Raw genomic sequence first — 18,567 nt, 5'->3', positions numbered from 1 at the left:
CACATTTGTTTGAACAGCCGCTTAACCTGCACCTTCTGGAAGCGGCGCAGGGTCTGTGGCATAGGGCGGGCCATGACCCGGAACGACACCTTTCTCGCCGCCGCCGCCGCCCTTCTTGGCCCGCGCGGATTGACCTGTGATCCTGACCTTCTGGCGCCGTGGCTGACCGATTGGCGCGGACGCTATACCGGTGCGGCCATGGGGCTGGCCTCGCCCGCCGACAGCGCCCAACTGGCCAAGCTGGTGATGCTGGCAGGAGAGCACAATGTGACGCTGGTGCCGCAGGGCGGCAATTCGGGCATGAGCGGCGGGGCAACGCCCGATGCAAGCGGGGCCTCTTTGCTCGTTTCGCTGCGGCGGATGAATGCCATCGGGCCGATCGATCTGGAAAACCGCCGCGTCACCTGCGGGGCGGGCGTGGTGCTGCAAAACCTGCACGAAGCCGCCGAGGCGGTGGGACTGCGTTTCCCCCTCACCCTGGGCGGCAAGGGTTCGGCCACGGTGGGCGGGCTGATCTCGACCAATGCGGGCGGCACGCAGGTGCTGCGCCATGGCAACATGCGCTCGCAGGTGCTGGGGCTGGAGGCGGTGCTGGCCGATGGGGCGATCTATTCCGCGCTGACGCCGCTGAAGAAGGACAATCGCGGTTTCGACCTGAAGCAGCTTTTCATCGGGTCCGAAGGCACGCTGGGCATCGTCACCGCGGCCACGCTCAAGCTCGAACCGGCACTGGCCGACCGGCGGGTGATCTGGGCTGGGGTGGAGAGCATTCAAGCCGCGCGCGCGTTGCTGCTTCATGCCGAAAAGGCCGTGGGCGAGGCGCTGGAAGGCTTTGAGGTGATCCCCCACCCCAGCCTTGAAGCGGTGTTCGATTATGCGCCCGATATGCGCTCTCCGCTGGAGGGCGCGCATGCATGGTACGCGCTGATCGAGGTCGTGGCCGATGCGGCGGATGCGCCGACTCTGGGCGAGCGGGTCGAGACGATGCTGGCCGAGGCGTTTGAGGCGGGGCTGCTGCAGGACGCCGCCATCGCCAACAGCGAGTCGCAGGCCGAGGCCTTTTGGGGCCTGCGCGAGACGGTTCCCATGGCCGAACGCAGCAAGGGACCGGCGATGCAGCACGATATATCCGTTCCGGTGGAAAAAATGCCCGACTTCATCACCGACGCCATCGGGCGCGTCGAGGCGGCCTTTCCGGGCGTCCATGCCGTGGCTTTTGGGCATCTTGGCGATGGGAATGTGCATTTCCACGTAATCTCTCCGGAAGGGAGCGAAAGGGCCGTCTGGGAGGCCGGAGACGGCAAGGCGATCAGCCGTTTTGTTCACGATCTGGTCACGCAATGGGGCGGCTCGCTCAGCGCCGAACATGGCATTGGCCAAATGAAAGTGGGCGAATTACAGCGCCTTGGCGATCCGGCCTCGCTGGGCCTGATGCGTGCGGTCAAATCCGCGCTGGACCCCAAAGGATTGCTTAACCCGGGAAAGCTATTGCCCTTGGCGTGAAACCGTGCAGGGTGACTTGCCTTGGGCAAAACCGCGCCCTATGGCCTGTAACTTGAATATTGACCTTGTGGGGCCTTTATCGCCCCAGTTTTCGGAGAGACCCCATGGCCAGCGCGCCGCAGAACGCCAACCTGCCGCTGTTCTACAACGACCTCGTTCCGCTCAACAGCCGGGACCACGCCAATTACAAGAGCCAGAGCACCGACAAGGCGACCTGGTTGATTGGCCAGCACGCCGTGCCGCTGACGGTCGAGGAATTCCCGCAGGCCGCGCGCCACTTCCCCATCGTGTTCTCCAGCGGCGATCAGCCGGTTCCGCTGGCGCTGATGGGCCTGAACGAAGGCGTGAACGTTTTCGTCGACGCCGAAGGCAAGCTGACCTCGGAAGTCTATGTGCCGGCCTATGTCCGTCGCTATCCCTTCATGCTGGCCCGCCTGACGCCCGACGCGCAGGAACTGTCGCTCTGCTTTGACCCCACCACCAACCTGCTGGGCGAAGAAGTGGACGGCGCGCCGCTGTTCGATGGCGAAGCGCCCAGCGAAGCCACCAAGAACATGCTGCAGTTCTGCGAAAACTTCGAAGAGGCCGGTATGCGCACCGCCGCTTTCGTTGAAGAGCTCAAGAAGCACAACCTGCTGATGGAAGGCGAAGTCGCCATCCAGCAGGAAGGTACGGAACAGCCCTTCGTCTATCGCGGCTTCCAGATGGTCGATCAGGCCAAGCTGCGCGAAGTGCGCGGCGACGTGCTGCGCGGCTGGAACCAGTCGGGCCTGCTGCCGCTGCTGTTCGCCCACCTGTTCAGCCTTGACCTGCTGCGCGAAATCTTCGCCCGCCAGGTTCAGCTCGGCGTTGGCCCGGTTGTGCTGCCGCAGGTCGCTCCGGTCGCCTGAACGCGCAACACGCCTTAATGCGTAATATCGCGGCCCATCACGGGCCGTGATGAAAACAGACCCCGCCCGGCCCTGCGCCCGGTGGGGTTTTGTTTTAAACGAACCAAAAAGGATAAATTTCAACTCGTCGCATTTTCTTTTCCAAGTGATGCATTTTATCACTAAACGCTTGCGGCGGCCAAAATGTCAGGGTAATACACAGTCATCCGGTTGGCGCTTCCCTCATGGCCCGACTGGATTGGTGCAACTTCGGTTGCACTTCCTCCCTGAACCTTGGCCACCTCGCGCACCGCGCGAGGTGGTTTTTTATGTGTCGCGCGGTTTATTCGGCCGCTTCGGGCCATGCCTCGCCCGCCCGCCGCCCGCCCATCGCGGCCACCTGCGCGCCCAGCGTAAGGACCAGCGAGGACAAGAGCGCCGCCATCGCATCGAAACCCTTGCCGGTTTCGATCAGTTGCGAGTCGAGATAGGCGGCCCGGTCCACCTCCAATTGCATGGCATGGACGCCACGGCGCGGCGCGGCATGGTGATCAAGCGCAAATCCCCCGGCATAGGGCCGGTTATGCGCGGCCAACACACCCCCTGCCGCGAAATGCGAGAAGGTCCGCGCCACCAGTTCACCATGGCAACTGGCCCCAAAACGATCCCCGATGACAATGGTGGCCGCCTCCTGCCCGATGATTCGCGGCAGAGGCGGCATGGAGTGCAGGTCGATCAGCAGCACCGCGCCCCAGCGCTCGCGCTCCTGCGCCACCAGATCGGCCAGAGCGGTATGGTAGGGCTGATGAATACCATCGACTCGCGCCTCGACCTCGCTCCATGACAGGCGCCCACGCCAGATCTCGCCCATGCCCGGCAGGCGGCGCGGCACAAGCCCCAGCCCGCTGCGCGCCCGGCCATTGGCGGGCCCCGGCCCCGGCGCGACAAGACCGAGCATATCCCAATCCACATCATCATCGGCGCGGTTGAGATCCAGCATCGCACGCGGCGCATGGGCCAGCATCAGCGCCGCCCCGGTTTCGCGCGCCACCGCCAGAGCCAGATGGTCCACCAACCGATCCTCAAGCCGCAGCGCCGAGACGTCGGGATACCGCATCCGCGCCAGCACATCGGGAGGATAGCGCCGCCCGCCATGGGGCGCGGCAATCACCACCGGCAGGCGCGAAACCGCAGGCGACAGAACAGAAAAGGCCGGTTCACCAAGGCTGGGGATCACGCCGCCATCGCGGCGGATCATACCCAGCGAATCGCACAGTTCAGGCCGAATTTCATCCATCGCCCCACAGTGCGGATTTCTCCCCCGCGTGTCAAAGTTAGCACCTTGGCGACGGGTTGTTTCAAATCAGGTCATGCCCGAAATGCCGCGAGAAATCCTTTGCAGCGCGCGCTATAAGCGGGACAACGATAAAGAGAGAAAGCGCCATGATCCGAATCCTGCTTGCCGAAGACGAAGCCGCCATGCGCACCTATCTGGCCCGCGCGCTGGAGAACGCAGGCTATGACGTTGTGGCGGTGGATCGCGGCACGGCGGCGCTGCCCTATCTGGAGCGCGAGCATTTCGACCTTTTGCTGTCCGACATCGTGATGCCCGAAATGGACGGCATCGAACTGGCCCAGCGCTGCGCCGAGGTCAGCCCGGACACCAAGGTGATCTTCATCACCGGCTTTGCCGCCGTCACGCTCAAGGCGAGCCGCGAAGCGCCCCAGGCCAAGGTGCTTTCCAAGCCCTTCCACCTGCGCGATCTGGTGGCCGAAGTGCAGCGCGTGTTCGGCCAGCCCAGCCAAATCAGCGTCTAAACAGGCCCTTACGCAAAAAAATTGCAATATTTCGCATAAGCCTCTTGCGCTAATCGAAGAGCACCGTTAGAGGCCGCGTCACACCCGGCGGACGCCAACAACGCCAACCGGGATGGACTTGAAAGTGTGGGCGTATAGCTCAGTGGTAGAGCACTGTGTTGACATCGCAGGGGTCGGAAGTTCAATCCTTCCTACGCCCACCATTCAAAAACCCGCCACGCCGCAAGGCTGGCGGTTTTTTTGTTTTGCGTGTCTTTTGCGTGAAGCATCCGGGCCTTCGGGGTAAATCTTTACCTCTGATCGCTAGAGCTTGGGGCCATGATCTCTCCCCTGCCCTGCATTCCGGTCGGCTGCTGAACCCCATGTCGATTCGCGCATCCATCGCATGGTCCATGGCCACGCAATATCTGGCCTTTGTCATCCAGTTCGCGGTCAGCGTCATCATTTCGCGGCTTTATCTCAGCCCCTCGGAATTTGGCGTCTATTCTGTGGCGCTGGCGGCCTCGATGCTGGTGGCCATGTTTCAGGATGCCGGGATCACGCGGTTCGTTTCCGGGCAAAGAGCGATGGACCCGGCCCATGTGCGCGAATACGCCGGGGTTGCGGTTTCGATCGCCTGCGGAGTAGCGGTGGTGCTGGGGGCGCTGGCGCCGGTCATCAGCCATATCTATCACGATACCACACTGATCCGGCTGACGCTGATTATTGCTGCGGCCAGTTTCATCAGCCCCTTCGCGCTGATCCCGGTGGGGCTGCTGACGCGCGAGATGAATTTTCGCGCGCTGTTTTTCGCCAATATCATCAGCGCCCTGTCCGGCGGACTGCTCAGCATCTATCTGGCCGCGCATGGGGTGGGGCCTGCCTCGATGGCATGGGGCCTGCTGCTGGCGGCGATCTTGCGCACCGGTATCGTCATGCGGTTTCGCCCTGTGGTGCCGCGCTTTCCGCGCGACTGGGCTACGGCGCGCCCGCTGCTCTCCTTCAGCGCCAATTCCTTTTTCATCAGCGCCAGCGGCGCCATCGGTATGCGCACCCAAGACCTGATCGTTGCGCGCCTGCTGGGCGTGACCGCCACCGGCCTGTTCAGCCGCGCCACCGCGCTTTCGGCCCAGCTCTCGACGCTGGTGACCAGCGGGCTGACCTCGGTGTTCTATGCCGCCTTTGCGCGCAAACGCGATGCGGGCGATCCGCTGGCGCCCTCCTATCTGCACCTGACGGCCTGCAATACGGCGGTGAACTGGGCGGCGATGGTCGGACTGGGGCTGGCTGCGGGGCCGTTGGTGCATCTGCTATATGGGCCGAAATGGGCGGGCGTGGCAGTGCTGCTGAAATGGACGGCACTATCCGAAACGCTGTTTGTCGCGGTGCCGCTGCAGATGGATGTGCCGATCCTGCTGGGCCGCATCCGCACGCTGATCTGGGTAAACTGGATCGACACGGCGATCATCATCGGCTGTCTGACCGTGGCCTGTTTCATCGGGGTTGAGGCGGCTGCGGCCAGTCGTATCGTCTATGGCCTGCTCTGGGTGGGCATTTACGGGGTGTTTCTGGCGCGGCTGATGCATTTCCGCTTTGTCGATCTGGTCAATATCTACTGGCGCAGCGCGGTGGCCGCCTATGGCGCGGGCATTCCGCTGATCGTGGCGCAGGATTGGCTGGGCATGGGCGCGGGCGATATCGGCTGGGGCCTGTTGATCGCTCTGTCGGTGGCGGGCATTCCGTGCTGGCTGGCCTGTCTGTTTCTGGTGCGCCACCCCGCCACAATCGAGATCCGCACCATTGCCACGCGGGCCTATGCGATGGCGATGGGGCGTTTAGGCCGCAGCTCGGCGGCCTAAACAGGTGGCGGCATAACTGGCCGCCACGCGCAGTTCCAATTCATCGCGGAACTTTTCAGCCGAAGTCCCCGCCCCCACCAGCCGCCGCATGGCGCAACCCGCAATCTTGCGCCAATACCAGCGCTGCGCCAGCATGTTGGGCCGCGAGAGCAGCGTATCGCACGTGGCCAGATCGCGCCCTTCGCGCCGCGCCCATTGGCGGAAATAGTCCCGGTTCACACGCGCCGGCTGCAACAGATGGGTCACGCCGAAGTCGGGGCAATAGAACCCCCGCTTGCCCTGATCGGTCAGCCATTGGTTGAGCCAGCGATCCTCGGCGGTATTGAAGCAATCGGGATAAGGGCCAAATTCTTCAAAGATTTTTGCCCGCAGCGCGCAATTGCCCTGCGTCAGCATGCCATGAAAACCGGGAGCGAACTGGCGGCGCTGGCTCCCGTGATCGATGAAGCCCAGCGCGCCGTTGAACCCATCGGGCAGCCATTCGGGCAATGAACTGCCCTGAGGGAAAAGCACCGGCCCGGCGATATAATCAGTGGCCGGATCGCCAAATTCGCGCGCGATGGCCTGAAGCCAGCCCGGCACGATGCGTTCATCATCGTCAAAACAGGCGACGATCTGCCCGCGCACAGCCCCAAGCGCCGCATTCAACGCATGTTGCGGGCCCGGGCGCGCCTCATAGAGCGGCACCAGCGCCTCGCCATAACGCGCCTGCAAATCGGCCAGCACAGCCTGCGTATTGTCGCTCGATGCATTGTCGACCACCAGCAATCGGGCATTGACCCCGCGCGCATCGGCGGCAAAAAACGACGCCACCGCCTCAGGCAACATGTCGGCGCGATTGTGGGTGCGTAAAATGACATCGACATCAAGGACAGATAGCTCAGGGGCGGACATGCAAAGCTCCTTATCGGGGCGGCAAGCAGGCGTCCCGGCCGGATTACTCTAGGATTGGCGCGTTAAAATAGCCTTGCCCACGGGCGCGGGACCTGTGGATAGGCGTTTATTTGCTATGACTTCGCAATATCAAAAACTATCTTTCGTCACATCGCCCAATGCGAAAACCCGCCCTTGCGCGGCGGAAATCCTATGCTAGGGGGAATGCAAGCCACTCCACCCCAGGGAACAAAAGCACATGGCAAAAATCAAGGTAGCCAACCCCGTTGTCGAGATCGACGGCGATGAAATGACCAAGATCATTTGGCAGTGGATCCGTGAACGACTGATCCTGCCCTATCTGGACATCGACCTGAAGTATTACGACCTGTCGGTGGAAAACCGCGACGCGACCAACGACCAGGTGACGGTCGATTCGGCCAACGCGATCAAGGAATATGGCGTCGGCGTGAAGTGCGCCACCATCACCCCCGACGAAGCCCGCGTTGAAGAATTCAACCTCAAGGAAATGTGGAAGAGCCCCAACGGCACGATCCGCAACATCCTTGGCGGCGTTGTGTTCCGCGAGCCGATCGTGATCTCGAACGTGCCCCGTCTGGTGCCGGGCTGGACCGACCCCATCGTGGTTGGCCGTCACGCCTTTGGTGACCAGTACAAGGCCACCGATTTCCTCGTCCCCGGCAAGGGCAAGCTGCGCCTCGTCTGGGAAGGCGAAAATGGCGAAGTGATCGACCGCGAAGTGTTCAACTTCCCCTCGTCAGGCGTCGCCATGGCGATGTACAACCTTGACGATTCGATCCGCGATTTCGCCCGCGCCTCGTTCAACTATGGCCTCGCGCTGGGCTGGCCGGTGTATCTGTCGACCAAGAACACCATCATCAAGAAGTATGACGGCCGCTTCAAGGACCTGTTCGCCGAAGTCTTCGCCACCGAAGGTTTCGCCGAAAAGTTCAAGGATGCCGGCATCCATTACGAACACCGCCTGATCGACGACATGGTGGCCTCGGCCCTCAAGTGGTCGGGCAAGTTCGTCTGGGCGTGCAAGAACTATGACGGCGACGTGCAGTCGGACACCGTCGCTCAGGGCTTTGGCTCGCTGGGCCTGATGACCTCGGTTCTGATGTCGCCCGATGGCAAGACCGTCGAAGCCGAAGCGGCCCACGGCACCGTGACCCGCCACTATCGCCAGCACCAGCAGGGCAAGGCGACCTCGACCAACCCGATCGCCTCGATCTTCGCATGGACGCGCGGCCTGATCTATCGCGGCCGTTTCGACAACACCCCCGAAGTGGTGAAGTTCGCTCAGACGCTGGAACGCGTCTGCATCGAAACCGTCGAAAGCGGCAAGATGACCAAGGACCTCGCGCTGCTGATCGGCCCCGAACAGGGCTGGCTCACGACCGAAGCGTTCTTCGAAGCCATCGTCCAGAACCTCGAAGCCGAAATGGCCAAGGGCGAGTAATCGCTCCTCGGTCCTTCGATGACGAAAAGAGAGGCTCGGGAAACCGGGCCTCTTCTTTTTTTTGCGTATACCGCGCGGGCCGATCAAAAGGGCTGCGGGCAAATAAAAAGGGCGCCTGCGTTAACAGGCGCCCTTCAGCTTCCCCCCTGAAAGAGGGTCATTAGGGTCTTAGCCGCCCTTCTGTTCCGATGCCGCCCGCTTGCGGGCGATATATTGCAGTTCGCCAAGCGCGACCTTATTTTGCGGGTCGTCGCTCAGGCTGTCCCGATAGGCTTTCTCCCCACCTTCGAGATCCCCTTTATCCACCAGCAGATTGCCGATGCCGCGCAGCGCCGCCGCGCGATACTTCTGCTGCCCCGGCGCCGAAGCCAATTCGGCGGCGTGGCGATAGGTTTCCATCGCGCCCGCCTTGTCGCCGCTGGCCCGATAGGCATAGGCCAGTTCGACAAAGTAACGCGGATAATCTGGCGAGAGCTGGGTCAATTGCTCCAGAGCCTCCACCGCATCGGTGCGGCGGCCCAATTCGGTCAGCGCAAAGGCGCGCAGATAGAGCGCATCGCACAGATCCGCATCCAGCACGCGGACCCCGCGCTTGGCCGAACCGTCATGCTGGCAATAGGGCCGCGCCCCACCCTTGGCCGCCGATTGCAGCTTGCCCATTGCCGGTTCCAGCAAGGCCAGCGCATCGGCCGAGCGCCCCGAACGCATCAGATCCATGGCCGCCGCAACTGGAGAAAGCGCCATCGAGGTCGAGGGCGTTTCCACCTGAACGGCGGCGGCCATGGTCACCGGCGTAGCAAGATCGGCGGCCTGAGCGGGAACGGCGAGCACGCCAGCGGCCGAAACCGCATATCCCGCCAACAGCAACCAAATCCGCTTACCGGTCTTACGCATCCAACAAATCCCCAAACTTCTTTTCGTTGAGACCAGGCTAACCGATTCGCCTTCACGGGAAAAGCGAAAAATGCAATGGATGTTGCATATTTTGCAATAGAGGCTGTTTTTATGACTAAGTCATGACAAAACCGCCACATTCCATGTCTGAACCCTATCCAGCCGTGACATGACCGCCCCCATGGCCTAGCCTGCCCCCATGGCTCATGTTTCTTTCTCCCCCTCCACGCCGCTGGGCGATGCGCTGGTCATTCTGGGCGCAGCGGGCATCGTTATCCCGGTTTTCGCCCGTTTTCGCATTACGCCGGTGATTGGTTTCATTCTCGTCGGCCTGCTGGTCGGCCCCTATGGTCTTGGCCGTCATGTGGCCGAAGTGCCGTGGCTGGCCTTTGTCACGATCACCGATGCCCAAGCGCTGGCGCCCTTTGCCGAATTCGGCATCATTCTGCTGTTGTTCTCGGTGGGGCTGGAACTGTCCTTCGACCGCCTCTGGGCCATGCGCAAACAGGTGCTTGGGCTGGGCGCGGCGGAATTGCTGCTGGCGGCGCTGGCGCTGGGGGTCGGACTGAAGCTGATGGGGCAAAGCGCGGCGGGCGCGGTCGGGCTGGGCCTTGCCTTGTCCATGTCCTCGACCGCGCTGGTGCTGCCCATCGCCGGTTCGACCACGCCGGTTGGCCGCGCCGCGCTGGCCATGCTGCTGTTCGAGGATCTGGCGCTTGTGCCGATCATCTTCCTGCTGGGCGCGCTGGCGCCCCGCGCGGAAGGCGCGGGCTGGATGGAACTGGCGCAAACGCTGGGTTATGGCGCGCTGGTCGTGGCGGTGTTGATGGTGTTCGGGCGCTACATGCTGCCCCATCTGTTTGCCCAGGCCGCACGCACGAAGAGCCCCGAACTCTTCCTTTCGGCCAGCCTGCTGGTGGTCATCGTCGCGGCGCTGGCCACGGCGGGCGTCGGCCTGTCACCCATCGTCGGCGCGCTGATCGCGGGCCTGCTGATTGCCGAAACCGAATATCACACCGAGGTCGAAGGCATCACAGCCCCCTTTAAAGGTCTGGCGCTGGGCGTTTTTCTGATCACCGTGGGGATGAGCATCGACCTCGCGGCCGTCGCGCAAAACTGGGTGATGATCATCGCGGCCACCACCGGCGTGGTCGTGATCAAGGCGGCGGTGACGGCGGGCATCCTGCGTCTGACCGGCGCGCGGCGGGGCGTGGCGACCGAGGCGGGCATCCTGATGTCCAGCCCTTCGGAAACCACGCTGATCGTGCTCGCCACGGCCAGCGGCGCCTCGCTGATCGCGCCATCAACGGCGCAATTCTGGCAGACGGTAACCGCGCTGGGCCTGACCGTGACGCCTTTACTGGCATGGGCTGGGCGGCGCCTTGCGCGCCGGGTCGATGCTGCCTCTCATCAGGCCCAGGATCTGGGCGAGGAAAGCGCCCCCCATGCCGTTATCATCGGTTTCGGCCGCGTTGGCCAACTGGTGGCCGATATGCTCAACGCGCATCACAAGCCCTATATGGGCATCGATTCCGATCCAGATCTGATCGCGGGCGCCGTGCGGCAAGGCTATCGCGCCACTTTTGGCGAAGCGTCATCGAGCCATATGCTGGAAAGGCTGGGCCTTGATCGCGCCAATTGCGTCATCCTGACCATGGACGAGCCGCGCACCGCCCAGCGTCTGGTCAAGAAATTGCGCGCGCAATATCCCGACCTGCCCATTCTGGCCCGCGCGCGCGACACGATCCACGCCGCCGCCATGTATCGCGCGGGCGCAACCCACGCGATCCCCGAAACGCTCGAAGCGACGCTGCAACTGTCCGAAGCTGTGCTGGTGGAATTGGGCGTGCCGATGGGCTTCGTCATCGCCTCGATCCATGAAAAGCGCGACGAATATCGCGAAACCATCATGCATGACGGCGGCTTGAGCGAGAAGCCGAAGCTGAAAAGCAGCAGTCTGCGGGAACGCGTGGGGTAATGGAAAATCCGCCGCCGGCGCCGTCAGGTGACCGGCGGCATTTTCGATGCTGCGTGCTCATCCACCGGTTACGGAATCAGAAACGCCTCACGCGAGACGGTGCGACCACTTTTCCAAAAAAGCGAAGCGCATAGTCATCCATGCGGCGGGTATCGGAACATTGCCGCAATGCATCGCCGCGACCACGCGCCGAAAACAATAAGGAAACAATAAGGCCGCTGCAGATTGCCCTGCAACGACCCTAATAAAATTCAACAGTATCAAGAAATTCAGCCAGCAATCACAGCCTTGACCGCCGCAATCGCCTCAAGTGCCTTGGCGCCATCCGGCCCGCCGCCCTGCGCCATGTCCGGACGACCGCCGCCGCCCTTGCCGCCCAGCGCCGCAACGCCCGCGCGCACCAGATCGACCGCGCTGACCTTGTCCGTCAGATCCTCGGTCACAGCCGCCGCAATCGCGCCTTTGCCATCATTGACTGCAACGATCACCGCCACGCCGCTGCCCATCCGCTGCTTGGCCGTATCGAGCAGCCCGCGCAATTCCTTGGCGTCCAACCCGTCAATCACCTGACCACTGAAAGTCACGCCATTGATCACCTCGTCCGCCGCCTGCGCCGCAGCCCCGCCGCCGCCCAAAGCCAGCGCCTTCTTGGCCTCGGCCAATTCACGCTCCAACTTCTTGCGCTCGTCGAGCAGCGCCACAACGCGCGCTTCAACCTCATCGGGCGTAGTGCGCAGCGCCGAAGCGGCAGCCTTCAACTGTTCTTCACGGTTCACGAACCACTGCCGCGCACCTTCGCCGGTCAGTGCCTCGATCCGGCGTACGCCGCTCGACACCGCACTTTCGCTGACGATACGCAGGACGCCAATGTCGCCCAAAGCCCGCACATGAGTGCCGCCGCAAAGTTCAACCGAAAAGTTCTTGCCGTCGGCCTTGCTGCCCATCGACAGAACGCGCACTTCCTCGCCATATTTTTCGCCGAACAGCGCCATGGCTCCCGCCGAAATCGCGTCTTCCGGGCTCATAAGACGCGTGTTGACCACCTCATTGCCGCGAATTTCCGCATTCACTTCGGCCTCGATGGCGGCGATATCCTCCGCCGTCAGCGCAGTCGGCTGCGAGAAGTCGAAGCGCAGACGCTCAGGCGCAACCAGCGAACCCTTCTGCGTAACATGCGCGCCCAGACGATTGCGCAGCGCGGCATGCAGCAAGTGAGTCGCCGAATGGTTGGCGCGGATCGCATCGCGCCGTACCACGTCAATCGAGAGAACGACCGCATCCCCGACCTTGACGCTGCCGCTCTCGATCTTGCCGCCATGAGCGTGCAAACGGCCAAGCGGCTTGGCGGTATCGGCAATCACGATGGTCAAACCATCCGCGCCCGTGATCGTGCCGGCATCACCCATCTGGCCGCCCGATTCGCCATAGAAAGGCGTCTGGTTGGTGATGATCGTCACCGCATCGCCCGCGTCGGCGCTCTCGACTTCCTTGCCGTCCTTCACGATGGCAACGATCTGCGCCTCTCCGGTGGTGCTGGTGTAGCCGGTGAATTCGGTCGCCCCGACACGCTCGGCAATGTCGAACCACACTTCGCCAGCGGCGGCCTCGCCGCTGCCCTTCCATGCGGCGCGGGCCGCAGCCTTTTGCTGAGCCATGGCGGCGTCAAAGCCGTCCTTGTCAACGCTGATCCCGCGTGAACGCAGCGCGTCCTCGGTCAGGTCATAGGGGAAACCATAGGTGTCATAGAGCTTGAAGGCCGTCTCGCCCGTCAGCGTGCCGCCCTCGCCCAGGCCATCGGTGGCCTCGTCGAGCAACTTGAGCCCCTTATCAAGCGTCTGACGAAACTTGGTTTCCTCGCGCTCCAGCACTTCCTGAATCAACGCCTGCGCCCGGCCCAGTTCGGGGTAGGCAGCGCCCATTTCCGTCACCAGCGAAGGCACCAGACGGTGCATCAACGGGTCCTTAGCACCCAGCAGATGGGCATGACGCATCGCGCGGCGCATGATGCGACGCAGCACATAACCGCGCCCTTCATTGCTGGGCAACACGCCGTCGGCCAGCAGAAAGCTGGTGGAACGCAGATGGTCCGCGATCACGCGATGGCTGGCGCGGCTGTCGCCCTCGGCCTTCACACCGGTTAGCGACTCGCTCGCCGCGATCAGCGCCTTGAACGTGTCGATGTCGTAATTGTCGTGCTCGCCCTGCATGACCGCAGCAATGCGCTCCAGCCCCATGCCGGTGTCGATGCTCGGCTTGGGCAGGCTCAGGCGCGTGCCATCGGCCTGCTGCTCGAACTGCATGAACACAAGGTTCCAGATCTCGATGAAGCGGTCGCCGTCTTCCTCCGGCGAACCCGGAGGGCCACCCCAGATGTGATCGCCATGATCGAAGAAAATCTCGCTGCAGGGCCCGCAAGGCCCGGTATCGCCCATCGACCAGAAATTGTCGCTGGTCGGAATGCGGATGATGCGATCTTCCGACAGACCCGCAATCTTCTGCCACAGGCCAAATGCCTCATCATCGGTGTGATAGACCGTGACCAGCAACTTGTCCTTGGCCAGCCCCCATTCCTTGGTCAGCAGCGTCCAGGCATGGGTAATAGCCTGTTCCTTGAAATAATCGCCGAAAGAGAAATTCCCCAGCATTTCAAAAAAAGTATGATGACGCGCCGTATAGCCGACATTGTCGAGATCGTTATGCTTGCCCCCGGCGCGCACGCACTTCTGGCTGCTGGTGGCACGCGGGATCGCTCGCGTCTCCAACCCCGTAAAGACGTTCTTGAACGGGACCATGCCCGCATTCGTGAACATCAACGTCGGATCGTTATAGGGCACGAGCGGCGCAGACGGCACCACATCATGGCCATTCGAGCCGAAATATTCGAGAAAGGAGCGGCGGATGTCGTTGGTCGAGATCATGGGGCTTGCCGATAAGCTACCAAAGGGCGGCGGACAAGCAGGAAGGCGCAATCATAGCCATCGTTTTTGCCGAACAGTGCAAGGTTTTGCCCAGTTTCTGCTGATTGTTCCCGCCCGCATCAAAAAAAACGGGGGCGCGAGAGAGAAATTCGCCCGCGCCCCCGCCTGTTTTCAGCCTTCAACCGAAGGAATCACGCGTCATCTTCGGCCTCAGGCCCGACCATCATCTCGCCCGCCAGGCCTTCGGTCTGCGCACGGATGGCGTTTTCGATGCGGTCACGAATCTCAGGATGCTCGCGCAGATAGTTCTTCGAATTCTCACGCCCCTGCCCGATGCGGATCGAATCATAGCTGAACCACGCGCCCGACTTCTCGACGATCCCGGCCTTGACGCCCAGATCGAGGATCTCGCCGATCTTCGAGATGCCTTCGCCATACATGATGTCGAATTCGACCTGCTTGAAGGGCGGCGCCACCTTGTTCTTCACCACCTTCACACGGGTCGCATTGCCGACAATATCGTCGCGATCCTTGATCTGGCCTGTGCGGCGAATGTCCAGACGCACCGAAGCATAGAACTTGAGCGCATTACCGCCCGTCGTCGTTTCAGGATTGCCGTACATCACGCCGATCTTCATACGCACCTGGTTGATGAAGATCACCATGCAGCGCGAGCGGCTGATCGAACCGGTCAGCTTGCGCAGCGCCTGGCTCATCAGACGGGCCTGAAGGCCGACATGGCTGTCGCCCATTTCGCCCTCGATTTCGGCCCGCGGCACCAGCGCGGCCACCGAGTCGACCACCAGCACGTCAATCGCGTTCGAACGCACCAGCGTATCGACGATTTCCAGCGCCTGCTCGCCCGTATCGGGCTGCGAAACGATCAGATTGTCGATATCGACGCCCAATTTCTTGGCATAGACCGGATCGAGCGCATGTTCAGCATCCACAAAGGCCGCCGTCCCGCCGCCCTTCTGCGCCTCGGCAATCGCGTGCAAAGCCAGCGTGGTCTTGCCCGAGCTTTCCGGCCCATAGATTTCCACGATACGCCCGCGCGGCAAGCCGCCAATCCCCAGAGCAATATCAAGGCCCAGCGATCCGGTGGAAATCGCTTCCACCTGCATGGCTTCCTTGGCCCCCAGACGCATGGCAGAACCTTTGCCAAACGCCCGATCAATTTGTGCCAATGCGGCTTCCAGCGCCTTTTGACGGTCCATGCTGTCCTTGTCCTTGCCTTCCTGAATCAGCTTGAGTTGAGCTGCCACGTGCCGTCTCCTTGCTAAGGCGCTGTTGCCAAAGGTCAACACGGCATTGTGTATTTGATTTGTTCCAAAAGAACAAGGCCGGAACAAAATTATTCCAGCCGTCCCGCTCAGCCCTTTTTCCCCGCCCTTTTGGCCAGTACTCCAGCCACTTTTCCGGCAATCTGGTTTACGGAAAAAGGCTTAGGGATGAAATACATATTCACTATATCGATCTCGCGCCGCAACTGTTCCTCGGCATAGCCCGACATGAACAGCACCGGCAAATCGGGCTCAACCGCACGGATGGCGCGCGCCATGGCTGGCCCATCCATCACCGGCATCACGACATCGGAAACCACCATATCGAACATCGCGGCCCCCGAATCGCGCCGCGCCATCACCGCCTCGACACCCTCCTCGCCATCGCTGGCCGTGGTCACCTGATAGCCGGCGCGGCTCAGTGCCCTTTCGGCCACCACGCGCACCGCATCCTCATCCTCAACCAGCAGAATATCGCCGCCGCCTGCCCAGGCCGTTGCCTCCTCCAAAGGCCGCGCAGCCACCTCAGCCGCGCCATGATGGACCGGCAGATAGACCGTGAAGCGCGCGCCCGCCGCCACCCCGTCCTGCGCCGGAACATTATCGGCAAAGATGAAACCACCCGATTGTTTTACAATGCCATAGACCGTCGAAAGCCCAAGCCCGGTGCCGCGCCCCTGCTCCTTGGTGGTGAAAAACGGCTCCCAGATCTTGCCCAGAATATCGCCCGGAATGCCCCCGCCCGTGTCGCGCACGACCAGCGCGGTGTAATCGGCAATCGGCAGAATATCGCTGCCCATTGCACGCACATCGGCCGCCGGCACCCGCCGCGTGGCCAGCATCAGCGCCCCACTGCCATCGCCGCCCACCTTGCGCGAAGCTTCCTGCATCGCATCGCGCGCGTTGACCACAAGATTGACGATCACCTGCTCCACCTGCGTCGGATCGGCCCGCACCGCCCCGAGATCGCGGTCATGGCTGACCTCCAGGCGGATCTTCTCGCCAATCAGACGGCGCAGCATCTGCGTAATATCCGAAACAATATCAGGCAGTTGCAATACCTGCGGCCGCAAGGTCTGCTGGCGGCTGAAGGCCAGCAACTGCCGCGTCAGGCTGGCCGCGCGGTTCGAATTGGCGCGGATCTGCTGAATATCATCATAATCGCTGTCGCCCGGCGTATGGCGCAGCAGCATCAGATCGCAGGTGCCGATGATCGCGGTCAGCACATTGTTGAAATCATGGGCCACCCCGCCCGCCAACTGCCCCACTGCCTGCATCTTGGTCGCCTGCGCCACCTGCCGCTTCAGCCGCGTTTCCTCGGTCGTATCGGTCAGGCCCAGCAGCACCGCCGCCTCGCCCAGCCCCCGCACGCCCGCAAGGCTGAGCGAAACCGGGTCCTCGGGCTGCGCGGCCAGACGCACCGCAACGTCGCCGCTGGTCGCCGCGCCATAGCCGAACCGGCGCACCGCATCGGCCAGCGCCGCCTTATCTTCGCGCACCACCAGATCGGTGGGATAGGTGGGAACATCTCCCCCTTCGCGCCCCGCCGCGCGCATGAAGGCGGCATTGGCAAAGAGCAGCCGCCCATCGCGATCCGCCATCGCCAGCCCCAGCGGCAATCCGCCCAGCAGCGCCTGCAAATGCGGCACCGCCGCGCTCACCTCGCCGCTGCCGCCGAGGCCCACCCCCTGATCGACCAGCAGCATCAGCGAGGGGCTTTGCTGCGGATCGGCCAGATCGGGCCCATCTGGATCGACCAAAGGCAAATAAAACAAGGTCAAAGGCACCGAGCGTTTGACGTCATGAGCCCAGAAAATCCGGTCCTGCTCATCCTGCGCCAACAGGCCGATGAAAGGTTGGCCCACCAACGCCCCTTCCGCGCCCGACCTTTGCGCGAAGGCGCGGTTTGCCGCACGAATCCGGCCATCGGTTTCGACCAATGCGGCGCAAAACCCCGCATGGCCTAAGACGACGCCCAGCTTGCCCGCCAGATGATTGCACAGTTCGCCCACCGGATCGGACGCGGCCACCGGGCGTAAACGCCAGATCAGATAGGCCTCGGCCCGGCCCGCCCGCGCCACTTCGATCCGCCAACGAGTCCCGTCAGGTGCGGTTACGCCATCGGCCGCCGCGCCGTCGCGCCAGGCCGCGCGCGCCAGATCCTCCAAGGCGCCCGCCGCATCGCCAAAGGGCAGTGTAGGCGGCGCCCATGCGCCAAATCCGGCCTCAAACGCGCCATTGGCGCAAACCAGCCGCCCCGCGCGATCCACAATTGCCACCGCCGCATCGCCCTCGATCGCGGCCACCGTCACTGACCAGTCCAGTTCCACGGGCTCCGCGTCCGGCGCCGCGCCCGGCCCGCGCCCCAGCATCACGCCCGCCGCGCCCAGCACCAGCGCCCCGCCGACAAAGCCCGCCACCGCGCCCATCTGCCCCGTGGCCAACCATACCAGACCCGCGCTGATCGCCAGCGCCGCGCCCACCAGCAGCAACGCCATCCCGCGCGCGGGCTGATCGCCGCGCTCCTGCTCCCCCGACATCATCATCCCGTTCAGCCCTGCGTGCCGGAGCGTTGCCGCCGCCGCGCGTGACGCACCAGCACCACCCGCCGCCACACCAGCGCGGCCACCACATAACCGACCGCCGCGCTGACCACCGAGATCACGCCCAGCCCCAGCAGCAGCGCTGGCGCGCCATCCGAAAGCATCCAGCGGCTCCATTCCGTCAACCCTGCCCCGCTGCGATACAGATGATCGAGCGTGTTCAGATCGGCATGGAAACCGAAATTATTGCCCACCGAAATCGCCCCAACCATGATGAAGGGCGTGGTGGCCGGATTGGAAAGGAAAGTCATCGCGCCCGCCAGCGGGATATTGCCCCGCCACGGCACGCACATCAGCGCCGCGCCCACCAGCTGCACGCCGGGGATCAAGGCGAAAATACCGACCAGCAGGCCGACCGCCACCCCGCGCGGCACGCTGCGCCGGTTGAACCGCCACAGATCGGCGCGCAGCACCAGGTGAGCAAAGGGGGCGATAATGCGGCTGTTTTCCAAAGCCGCTCGGGTGGGCAGCAAGTTTCGCGCCCAATTGGACAGAGAAACGAGCCGC

The 18,567-nt window shown here is 63.0% G+C and carries 13 protein-coding genes and 1 tRNA gene; 7 read left to right on the top strand and 7 right to left on the bottom strand.

The features are described 5' to 3' along the window. Positions 1 to 72 precede the first annotated feature (72 nt). Both FHW92_RS17550 and FHW92_RS17545 read left to right on the top strand, forming a co-directional pair. A complete protein-coding gene (locus tag FHW92_RS17550) occupies positions 73 to 1,503 on the top strand; it encodes an FAD-binding oxidoreductase (RefSeq protein WP_168604573.1) in 1,431 nt (476 codons plus the stop codon). 104 nt (positions 1,504 to 1,607) lie between these two features. Next, entirely contained in the window at positions 1,608 to 2,393 is a 786-nt protein-coding gene (locus FHW92_RS17545; RefSeq protein ID WP_168604572.1) for a SapC family protein, read from the top strand. 322 nt (positions 2,394 to 2,715) lie between these two features. On the opposite strand, the gene FHW92_RS17540 is transcribed toward FHW92_RS17545, so the two are convergent. Further along, complete coding sequence (locus FHW92_RS17540; RefSeq protein ID WP_168604571.1) at positions 2,716 to 3,669, bottom strand: N-formylglutamate amidohydrolase; 954 nt, start codon at positions 3,667 to 3,669, stop codon at positions 2,716 to 2,718. Positions 3,670 to 3,815: 146 nt separating this feature from the next. Between FHW92_RS17540 and FHW92_RS17535 the strand changes: the two genes are divergently transcribed. The 3 genes from FHW92_RS17535 (at position 3,816) to FHW92_RS17525 (ending at position 6,028) form a co-directional block, all read left to right on the top strand. Next, positions 3,816 to 4,190 (top strand): cell cycle two-component system response regulator CpdR, encoded by a 375-nt coding sequence (locus FHW92_RS17535; protein ID WP_168604570.1) that lies wholly within the window; start codon positions 3,816 to 3,818, stop codon positions 4,188 to 4,190. A 128-nt stretch (positions 4,191 to 4,318) separates the two neighbouring features. Continuing rightward, positions 4,319 to 4,393: transfer RNA gene (locus tag FHW92_RS17530), tRNA-Val, on the top strand. Between the two features lie 159 nt (positions 4,394 to 4,552). After that, positions 4,553 to 6,028 carry an oligosaccharide flippase family protein gene (locus tag FHW92_RS17525; RefSeq protein WP_168604569.1) on the top strand — a complete coding sequence of 492 codons (1,476 nt, stop codon included), beginning with the start codon at positions 4,553 to 4,555 and terminating at the stop codon, positions 6,026 to 6,028. On the opposite strand, the gene FHW92_RS17520 is transcribed toward FHW92_RS17525, so the two are convergent. Continuing rightward, positions 6,005 to 6,922, bottom strand: a complete 918-nt coding sequence (locus tag FHW92_RS17520; protein WP_168604568.1) for a glycosyltransferase family 2 protein — start codon at positions 6,920 to 6,922, stop codon at positions 6,005 to 6,007. The two genes, FHW92_RS17525 and FHW92_RS17520, sit on opposite strands and share 24 nt — an antisense overlap. Before the next feature lie 238 nt (positions 6,923 to 7,160). Here FHW92_RS17520 and FHW92_RS17515 point away from each other — a divergent pair, with 238 nt between their 5' ends. Further along, a complete protein-coding gene (locus tag FHW92_RS17515; RefSeq protein WP_168604567.1) occupies positions 7,161 to 8,384 on the top strand; it encodes an NADP-dependent isocitrate dehydrogenase in 1,224 nt (407 codons plus the stop codon). 168 nt (positions 8,385 to 8,552) lie between these two features. On the opposite strand, the gene FHW92_RS17510 is transcribed toward FHW92_RS17515, so the two are convergent. Further along, the gene (locus FHW92_RS17510) at positions 8,553 to 9,278 is read right to left on the bottom strand and encodes a tetratricopeptide repeat protein (protein WP_168604566.1); all 726 of its coding nucleotides are present in this window, start codon (positions 9,276 to 9,278) and stop codon (positions 8,553 to 8,555) included. Between the two features lie 199 nt (positions 9,279 to 9,477). On the opposite strand from FHW92_RS17510, the gene FHW92_RS17505 reads away from it, so the two are divergent. Next, a complete protein-coding gene (locus FHW92_RS17505; RefSeq protein WP_168604565.1) occupies positions 9,478 to 11,256 on the top strand; it encodes a cation:proton antiporter in 1,779 nt (592 codons plus the stop codon). A 269-nt stretch (positions 11,257 to 11,525) separates the two neighbouring features. On the opposite strand, the gene alaS is transcribed toward FHW92_RS17505, so the two are convergent. The 4 genes from alaS to FHW92_RS17485 all read right to left on the bottom strand — a co-directional run bounded on the left by alaS (position 11,526) and on the right by FHW92_RS17485 (position 18,533). Further along, positions 11,526 to 14,174: an alanine--tRNA ligase gene (gene alaS / locus FHW92_RS17500; protein WP_168604564.1), complete on the bottom strand. Its 2,649-nt coding sequence runs from the start codon at positions 14,172 to 14,174 to the stop codon at positions 11,526 to 11,528. Positions 14,175 to 14,365: 191 nt separating this feature from the next. Next, positions 14,366 to 15,439: a recombinase RecA gene (gene recA, locus FHW92_RS17495; protein ID WP_168604563.1), complete on the bottom strand. Its 1,074-nt coding sequence runs from the start codon at positions 15,437 to 15,439 to the stop codon at positions 14,366 to 14,368. A 107-nt stretch (positions 15,440 to 15,546) separates the two neighbouring features. Then, the gene (locus tag FHW92_RS17490) at positions 15,547 to 18,003 is read right to left on the bottom strand and encodes a response regulator (protein ID WP_168604562.1); all 2,457 of its coding nucleotides are present in this window, start codon (positions 18,001 to 18,003) and stop codon (positions 15,547 to 15,549) included. A 5-nt stretch (positions 18,004 to 18,008) separates the two neighbouring features. Continuing rightward, on the bottom strand, positions 18,009 to 18,533 hold the full coding sequence (locus tag FHW92_RS17485) for a DUF2062 domain-containing protein (RefSeq protein ID WP_246870240.1): 525 nt from the start codon (positions 18,531 to 18,533) through the stop codon (positions 18,009 to 18,011). Positions 18,534 to 18,567 lie beyond the last annotated feature (34 nt).

The organism is Novosphingobium sp. SG707, from assembly GCF_012275515.1.
Classification (GTDB): Bacteria; Pseudomonadota; Alphaproteobacteria; order Sphingomonadales; family Sphingomonadaceae; genus Novosphingobium.
The sequence above is the reverse complement of the archived record's forward strand: the minus strand, read 5'-3'. Positions and strand labels throughout refer to the sequence as shown.